The organism is Alkalimonas sp. (assembly GCF_020831925.1).
In the GTDB taxonomy this organism is placed as follows: domain Bacteria; phylum Pseudomonadota; class Gammaproteobacteria; order Enterobacterales; family Alteromonadaceae; genus Alkalimonas.
On sequence record NZ_JAFIFQ010000087.1, the window covers coordinates 1 to 6843 of the forward strand.

At 53.2% G+C, this 6843-nt stretch carries 6 protein-coding genes; 4 read left to right on the top strand and 2 right to left on the bottom strand.

All coding sequences use genetic code 11. The features are described from left to right. Positions 1 to 105: 105 nt before the first annotated feature. A complete protein-coding gene (locus JJU14_RS15790) occupies positions 106 to 1101 on the bottom strand; it encodes a DUF4382 domain-containing protein (protein WP_228614682.1) in 996 nt (331 codons plus the stop codon). A 265-nt stretch (positions 1102 to 1366) separates the two neighbouring features. Between JJU14_RS15790 and vapB the strand changes: the two genes are divergently transcribed. Together vapB and vapC are read left to right on the top strand one after the other, a co-directional pair. After that, positions 1367 to 1597: a type II toxin-antitoxin system VapB family antitoxin gene (gene vapB, locus JJU14_RS15795; protein WP_228614683.1), complete on the top strand. Its 231-nt coding sequence runs from the start codon at positions 1367 to 1369 to the stop codon at positions 1595 to 1597. Beyond that, positions 1597 to 2001 (top strand): tRNA(fMet)-specific endonuclease VapC, encoded by a 405-nt coding sequence (vapC, locus tag JJU14_RS15800; protein WP_228614684.1) that lies wholly within the window; start codon positions 1597 to 1599, stop codon positions 1999 to 2001. Before vapB ends, vapC begins: the two co-directional genes overlap by 1 nt. A 45-nt stretch (positions 2002 to 2046) precedes the next feature. Here vapC and JJU14_RS15805 read toward each other — a convergent pair whose 3' ends face one another. Next, a complete protein-coding gene (locus tag JJU14_RS15805) occupies positions 2047 to 4077 on the bottom strand; it encodes a fused MFS/spermidine synthase (RefSeq protein ID WP_228614685.1) in 2031 nt (676 codons plus the stop codon). A gap of 167 nt (positions 4078 to 4244) precedes the next feature. Here JJU14_RS15805 and JJU14_RS15810 point away from each other — a divergent pair, with 167 nt between their 5' ends. Then, a complete protein-coding gene (locus JJU14_RS15810; protein WP_228614686.1) occupies positions 4245 to 5681 on the top strand; it encodes a TIGR00366 family protein in 1437 nt (478 codons plus the stop codon). Positions 5682 to 5693: 12 nt separating this feature from the next. Next, positions 5694 to 6551, top strand: coding sequence for a PA4780 family RIO1-like protein kinase (locus JJU14_RS15815; RefSeq protein ID WP_228614687.1), 858 nt, complete (start codon positions 5694 to 5696; stop codon positions 6549 to 6551). The last annotated feature ends 292 nt before the right edge of the window (positions 6552 to 6843 follow it).

Consider the following 6843-nt stretch of genomic DNA (forward strand, 5'->3'; position numbering starts at 1 on the left):
ATCTAACCAGTCTAACAACTTATTCAAAGAACCAAAACCTGTAAAAGCAGTATAGCAACTCAGGCTAAAGCACAGCGAAAACCTCAGTATTCTTGATAGTGACCTTTAAAAATCCAGCTGATGCGGTTGCTGCCGCGCTTCAATGCTGATGTTTTGCGCTTCTATGAACAGAATGTCATCCACAGCTTCCGGATCATCCGCCAGATCGCAGGTGATGGCGACCGTGTAATTGCCCGCATCAACAAAGCCGATACTGTAGCGGTACTCGGTCGCATCATTGACGAAGAAAACACCGGTGCTGGCATAGGGCAGTTGCAACTCGTCGCTGGCATTGTCGTCCGAACGGTTGTCCGACATAGCATCCAAGGCAACATCAGCGCCTTCGAACAAATAAACTGCTGCAACAGCAGCCCGCTCATCGGCAGGGTTCACATCGCATTGGTTATCCAGCAGGAAACCCTCACTGACCAGGCCTTGCAGATGCCCTACTTCACTGTTATCAACCAGCCGCAGGCCTCTTGGTTGCACTATAAAGCCCGGTTGGCCAACCGGGTTGACCAAAGCCCAACGCAAATCAAACTCCAGCGTGTAACTGAAAGTACCGCCAGCGCTCAAGGTAGGTCCATCCAGTCGCAGCTGATTGGATGGTACCCGTACCGGCTGACGGCTGCCATCCAGTAGCTCAACATAACTGCCATCGGCAATATCCAACCGTAATTGGCCATAAGAGCCAGCAGGTACCGTAGCCCCGGTGATCAGTGCTTCGGCATTGGCGCCTTGCAAAGTTAGTAAATCGATACCCCGGCTGTTCGGTACTACATTGCCAGCGTCATCACGGCACACATCATTGGTCTCGGCGGTAAACTCATCCGAGCCTAGGGTAAAGCGCTGCGGTTGCATGCCATTGCCTACCAATTCAATACCAGAAAAACAAATTACCACGGCAGCAGCCTCAGTCACAGGGGCATCACTCACGCCAAAGCTAAAAACAGCACTGGTTGGCGGTACCAGAGTTTCATCCTCGGAACTGCCACAGGCTGTCAGAGCCAGCGCAATAGCTGTCGCAGCTGCTGCCAATCGAAATGAGTTGGTGTTCATCATCGTACATACCTCTTGTCTGGTAACAAAGTGACGGCAAAGCGCCTTTCTTACCGTTAACGGATCAGCGCGTCAGTTTATTCCACACTTTTTATTATTTTTTCACCCGCTGTAAGATTGCTGAAGTTATCGCGCCCATCCCTGCTTTAGTCAGACGCTTTGAGCAAACACTGTTGTTACCACCCCGACACAAGGGATATACCGTTGACATATCCCTAATTCATTCCTAAACTGACGAGAGCATAAAAACACCAGTGCGGAGGTCAGTATGGAGCGGGCAAGTATTTTTAAAAGCAACAAAAGTCAGGCGCTGCGTCTGCCAAAGCCTGTCGCCTATCCAGACAGCGTGAAGCAGGTGGATATCATTATTCAAGGGCGGGCACGCATCATCACACCAGCAGGAGAGTCCTGGGATTCGTGGTTTGACGGTGAAGGTGTTTCAGATGACTTTATGCCCGACCGCGACCAACCGGTCCATCAGGAGCGTGAGGCATTGTAATGCTCAAATACATGCTCGATACCAATATTGCGATCTACACCATCAAAAACAAACCCGCCGAAGTGCGTGAGGCGTTCAAGCTGCACGATGGCCAGCTTTGCATATCATCCGTCACCTTGATGGAGCTTATCTATGGCGCCGAGGCCTCTGGGGCCGTTGCCAGAAATCTTCGGGATATTGAAGGCTTTGCTGCCCGGTTGGAGGTGTTGCCTTACGATAATGATGCCGCCGCACATACCGGACAGCTGAGAGCTGAGCTTAAAAAGATTGGCCGCCCCATTGGACCTTATGATGAAATGATTGCCGGCCATGCCAGATCGCTCGGCTTAATCGTGGTGACCAACAACGTCAGGCAGTTCGAACAGGTCGCTGGCATTCGCCTGACCAACTGGGTGAGCACTTAACCACCCAGCGGCCCCAACCATAGCTGTTGCGAACAAGCAAAACAGCTACTTCAACACCCGCAGTAAGTTGCTAAAATCATCCGTCCATTGAATAGCCGGGTTCAGCGGGGTCGGCCAGTTGCCTGCGGCCTGCTGAATCGCCTCTTGCCGGATAAAGCTTTGGTTGCTGGTAAGCAGGATCCATTCGGTCGCTGCAGGGTTTTGGCTATCGGCAGGGGTGTGAAAAAACAGCGCTTCCAGGCCAAAGTAATTGGCGTGATTACGTACCACCGAGGTTAGATCCAGGTAGTTGTTCGATACATGCACCGCTAATACACCATCCGCGCGCAGATGCTGCAGATAAAGCGCAAAAGCTTCCCGGGTTAGCAAATGCTGCGGTATGGCATCGCTGCTAAAAGCATCCAGCACCAGCACATCAAACTGCTGGCTACCCTGTTGCTCCAGCTGTTGCTGCAGCACTAAGCGGCCGTCCCCCTGCAGCACCTCAATGGTCGCTGCGCTATCGGCCAGATAACTAAAATGCTGCTGCGCTGTGCGAATCACCGCCGGGTTCAGCTCGTAAAACTGAATGCGATCCCCTGCCTTGCCATAGACAGCTAAAGTGCCGGCACCAAGGCCCACCATGCCGAAATGCCGGCCTGCGGTTTCAGTATTTGCAGTCATAGCAGGATCCGGCAGCAACTGCTGCAGCGCTAGCGCCACACCGGTACCTGGTCGGTAATAACTGAGTGCCTGCCGCCTTTTATCGGCGGCCAGATACTGAGCGCCGTGGCTGGTGGTGCCATCAATCAGTATACGCTGCAGCTCACCGGCAACAGGAATATCCCGCACCACCAGACTGCCATAGAAGTTTCGCTGCTGAAATACCGTGTGCTGATTCAGCATAAAGTGCAGCCAAAGCGCCAGCAGCGCAAAACTTAGAGCACCTGCCAGCCAGGCAACCTTGCGCCACCACAGCAATTGACGCTGCCAGGGCAGTACTGCCAGAAGAAGAATAGCCAGCAGCACTAGTGGGAATTCATGGAAGTCGTTTAGGACAACGGGCGCCAACAGATTCACCAGCAAACCACCCAGCACACCACCAAGCGCCATCGCCAGATAAAAACGCGTTAACTGGCTTGCCAAAGGCTTTAACCGTGCCAACTCGCCATGGCACAACATGCAGCCACTGAACAGAATAAGCAGATACAAAGCCAGCTGCGAATAGAGATCAAACAGCCGGCCAAAATGGATCAATACCAGCGCCAGCACCAGGCCGATGCCAAACAGATACAGCCAGAGACCGCGCTGATACCAGTGCTCGCGGTTAAACACCAAAATAAAACTCAGTAAGTACAGCGCAAGCGGCACCACCCACAAAAATGGCACTGGCGGCACGTTTTGCGTCAGTTGCTGGGTTACCGCTAACAATAAAACGACCCCTGCGGCCGATAAACTAAGCCAATAGCCCCATTGCCAGGGGCTAGCGGCGGCAACAGGCTCAGAGGCAGCCTGGGCCTTAGGCAATTGCCAGCCAAGCAGAGCCAATAGCAGCGCTGCCAGGCCAGTAAAGCCCCATTGCCAGCAGAAAAACTGCTGTGACAATGGCAACCAGGGCTCCACGATAAAGGGATAACTGAGCAAAGCTCCTAACGAGCCCAGGTTGGATAAAGCATACAACCGGTAAGGCGAACGCAGCGGAAAGCGGTCGGCAAACCAGCGCTGCAGCAAAGGCGCGCTGGCCGCAATCACCAACAAGGGCAGACCAAACAAAAAGAGCAGCCAGCTTAAAATACTTAGCAATGGGTAATTCGATGGCTCTGGCGCTGTTACCGTAATGCCAGCCCACCACAACCAGAGCGTGGCCAACAGTACCAGCACTGCATGAACTTTGCGTTGCTGCGCCAGTGAAAGTGCATGGGTTAACCAGTGGGCATAACTGTAGCCGGCCAGCAGCATCAGTTGGAAAAACAGCATGCAGGCCGTCCAGACTGCGGCGCCACCACCGTAATAAGGCAACAACCAGCGCGCCGCCAGCGGCTGGATAAGGAACAACAACAGAGCACTGAGAAAAATAGTGACAGCAAATAAAGGCACAACTGTATCCTGCCAGCTTAACGAAGCGCACAGCCTATCCAATGCTGCGCTGCTGTGCAAGCCTGTCGCAGGACACAACAAAAAGCCAGCAAGGCCTTGGTTGCCCTTAACGCATCAGGTAGACTTGGCGGGTTTGTATTCACAACCATAACGAAAAAGGTCTTTCCATGAAGAAAGCATTCAAGGTACCCCATACTCTCACCTTGCTGTTTAGCATGATGATCGTGGCAATGATTGCCACCTGGATCGTGCCGCAAGGTTTTTTTGAAACCGCCCTGACCGATACCGGCCGCACCGTGGTGATCCCAGGCACTTACACCCTGGCTGAAGAACGCGGCCTCCTAACCCCCTGGCAGCTGCTGACCGCTGTGCCCCGCGCCTTTGCCGCCGCGCAGGATATTATCTTCTTTGTATTTATTGTCGGTGGCGTCTTGGCCATAGCCCGCAGAACTGGCACTGTTGATGCGTTGATTGGCCGCTTGCTGGAAAAGCACAGCGATGCGCCGCACAAACTAATCTTTATGGTTATTTTCTTCTTTTCTCTGGCCTCAGGTGCCATCGGTACTGCCGGTGAGTACATCCCCTTTGTGCTGATCTTAGTGGCGCTGTGCAAAGCGATGCGGCTGGACAGCATGACGGCGGTTGGGATGACGGTTGCCGGCTATGGCGTTGGCTATGGTGTCTCGGCTTTTAATCCTTTCACGGTACTGATTGCGCAGGGCATTGCTGAAGTACCGCCCTACTCCGGCATGTGGCTACGACTGGCGCTCATCCTGCCATTTTGTATTATTGCCTACCACCATGTTTGGCGTTACGCCCAGAAAGTTATCGCCGATCCCAAGGCCTCCATGGTGGCGGATCTCCCCTGCCCGGTGGGTGATATCAGCAACAAGCACTACCCTAGCCTGAACAAGCGTCATAAGCTGATCCTGGGTACTTTCCTGGTGACCATCGGCATTGCTATTTACGGTATTTCCCAGCACGGCTGGTATTTGTATGAACTGGGCGCCTGCTTTATTGGGTGGGGCCTGCTAACCACCCTGATTGGTCGCCTTAGCTTTGATCAAGCCTCTGATAGCTTTATTGAAGGGGTAAAAGACTTAACCACCACGGCGGTCTTGATTGGTATCGCCCGCGGTATTGCGCTGATTTTAGAAGATGGCCAGATCCTGCACAGTATCGTACATGGCCTGTCGCTGCCCTTGTCGCATGTACCGGCTACTATTTCAGCCTTTGGTATGCTGGTGATTCAAACCATTTTGAATCTGTTTGTGCCATCAGGCAGTGGTCAGGCATTCGTGACCATGCCATTGATGGCACCACTGAGCGATTTAGTGGGTGTACCACGCCAGGTCGCAGTACTGGCTTATCAGTTTGGTGATGGTTTCTCCAATATGATAGTACCGACCAATGCGGTACTGATGGGTATTATTGGCATTGCCGGTGTGCCTTACGATCGCTGGTTTAAGTTCTGTATGCCGCTGCTGTTAAAGTTAATGGCTGCAGCCACTGTGGTGTTGATGCTGGCGGTGGTGTTCGGCTATGGCGCTGATGTGCAACCCGAAGTGGTCCTGGCGCCGATGGAAGCCGTGACCGCCTCTTAAGCAAGGTTTGTAATGAAAACGCCAAAACGTATTCAACCGCTGATCGACGAAGGTCTGGTTGATGAAGTACTCAGGCCGCTGATGAGCGGGAAAGAAGCCGCAGTGTACATAGTACGCTGCGGTGATGCCATTCGCTGTGCGAAAGTCTATAAAGAGGCCAGCCAGCGCAGTTTTAAAAAAGCCGTGCAATACCAGGAAGGTCGCAAAGTCCGCAGCTCCAGACGCGCCAGAGCCATGGAAAAAGGCTCTGGCTTTGGCCGTAAACAAGCCGAGGAAAGCTGGCAACACGCCGAAGTAGATGCCTTGTACAAGCTATCCGATGCTGGCGTGCGGGTACCCACCCCTTACGGCTGCTTTGATGGCATTTTGCTGATGGAGCTGATCCTGGATGAAGATGGGGATGTTGCACCGCGCTTAAATGATATTGAGCTAACCGCCGAGCAAGCACGGCGCGATCACAAACGCATGATGCAGGATGTGCTGCGGATGCTGTCCGTCGGTTTGGTGCATGGTGACTTGTCTGAATTTAATGTGCTGCAAGACCCTCAAGGCCCGGTGATTATCGATCTGCCCCAGGTAGTCGATGCCGCCGCCAATAACAATGCCCAGTGGATGTTAGAACGCGACGTCAACAACATCACCCAATACTATGCGCAATTCGCGCCTGAACTTGCAAACACGCAGTACGCCAAAGAAATCTGGGCTTTGTTTGAAGCCGGCAATCTGAACCCTGATACCGAGCTAACCGGAATGTTTCACGAAGTGGAGCAAGCAGCGGATGTGGCTGGCGTGCTGGATGAGATCAACGCCGTGTTCGAGGAAATGCAAGAGCGGAAAACCCGGCAACAGGCGGCAAAAGAACAGGACTAATTAATAATTACCGGTGCCAACAAGTATGGTGCCGGTGCCGCTTTGCGAGAAGCGAGCAGATTCTGAGGTCAGAATAACAGGGATGCATCAAAGAAATGGCGGAGCGGACGGGGCTCGAACCCGCGCCCCCCGGCGTGACAGGCCGCTAAGTTCGTAGCAAAGAGTGAACCAACTGAACTACCGCTTGGCGAAAAGCGATCAGGCTTATTAAGCCAAAAACTGTAATGTACAAAGAAATGGCGGAGCGGACGGGGCTCGAACCCGCGACCCCCGGCGTGACAGGCCGGTATTC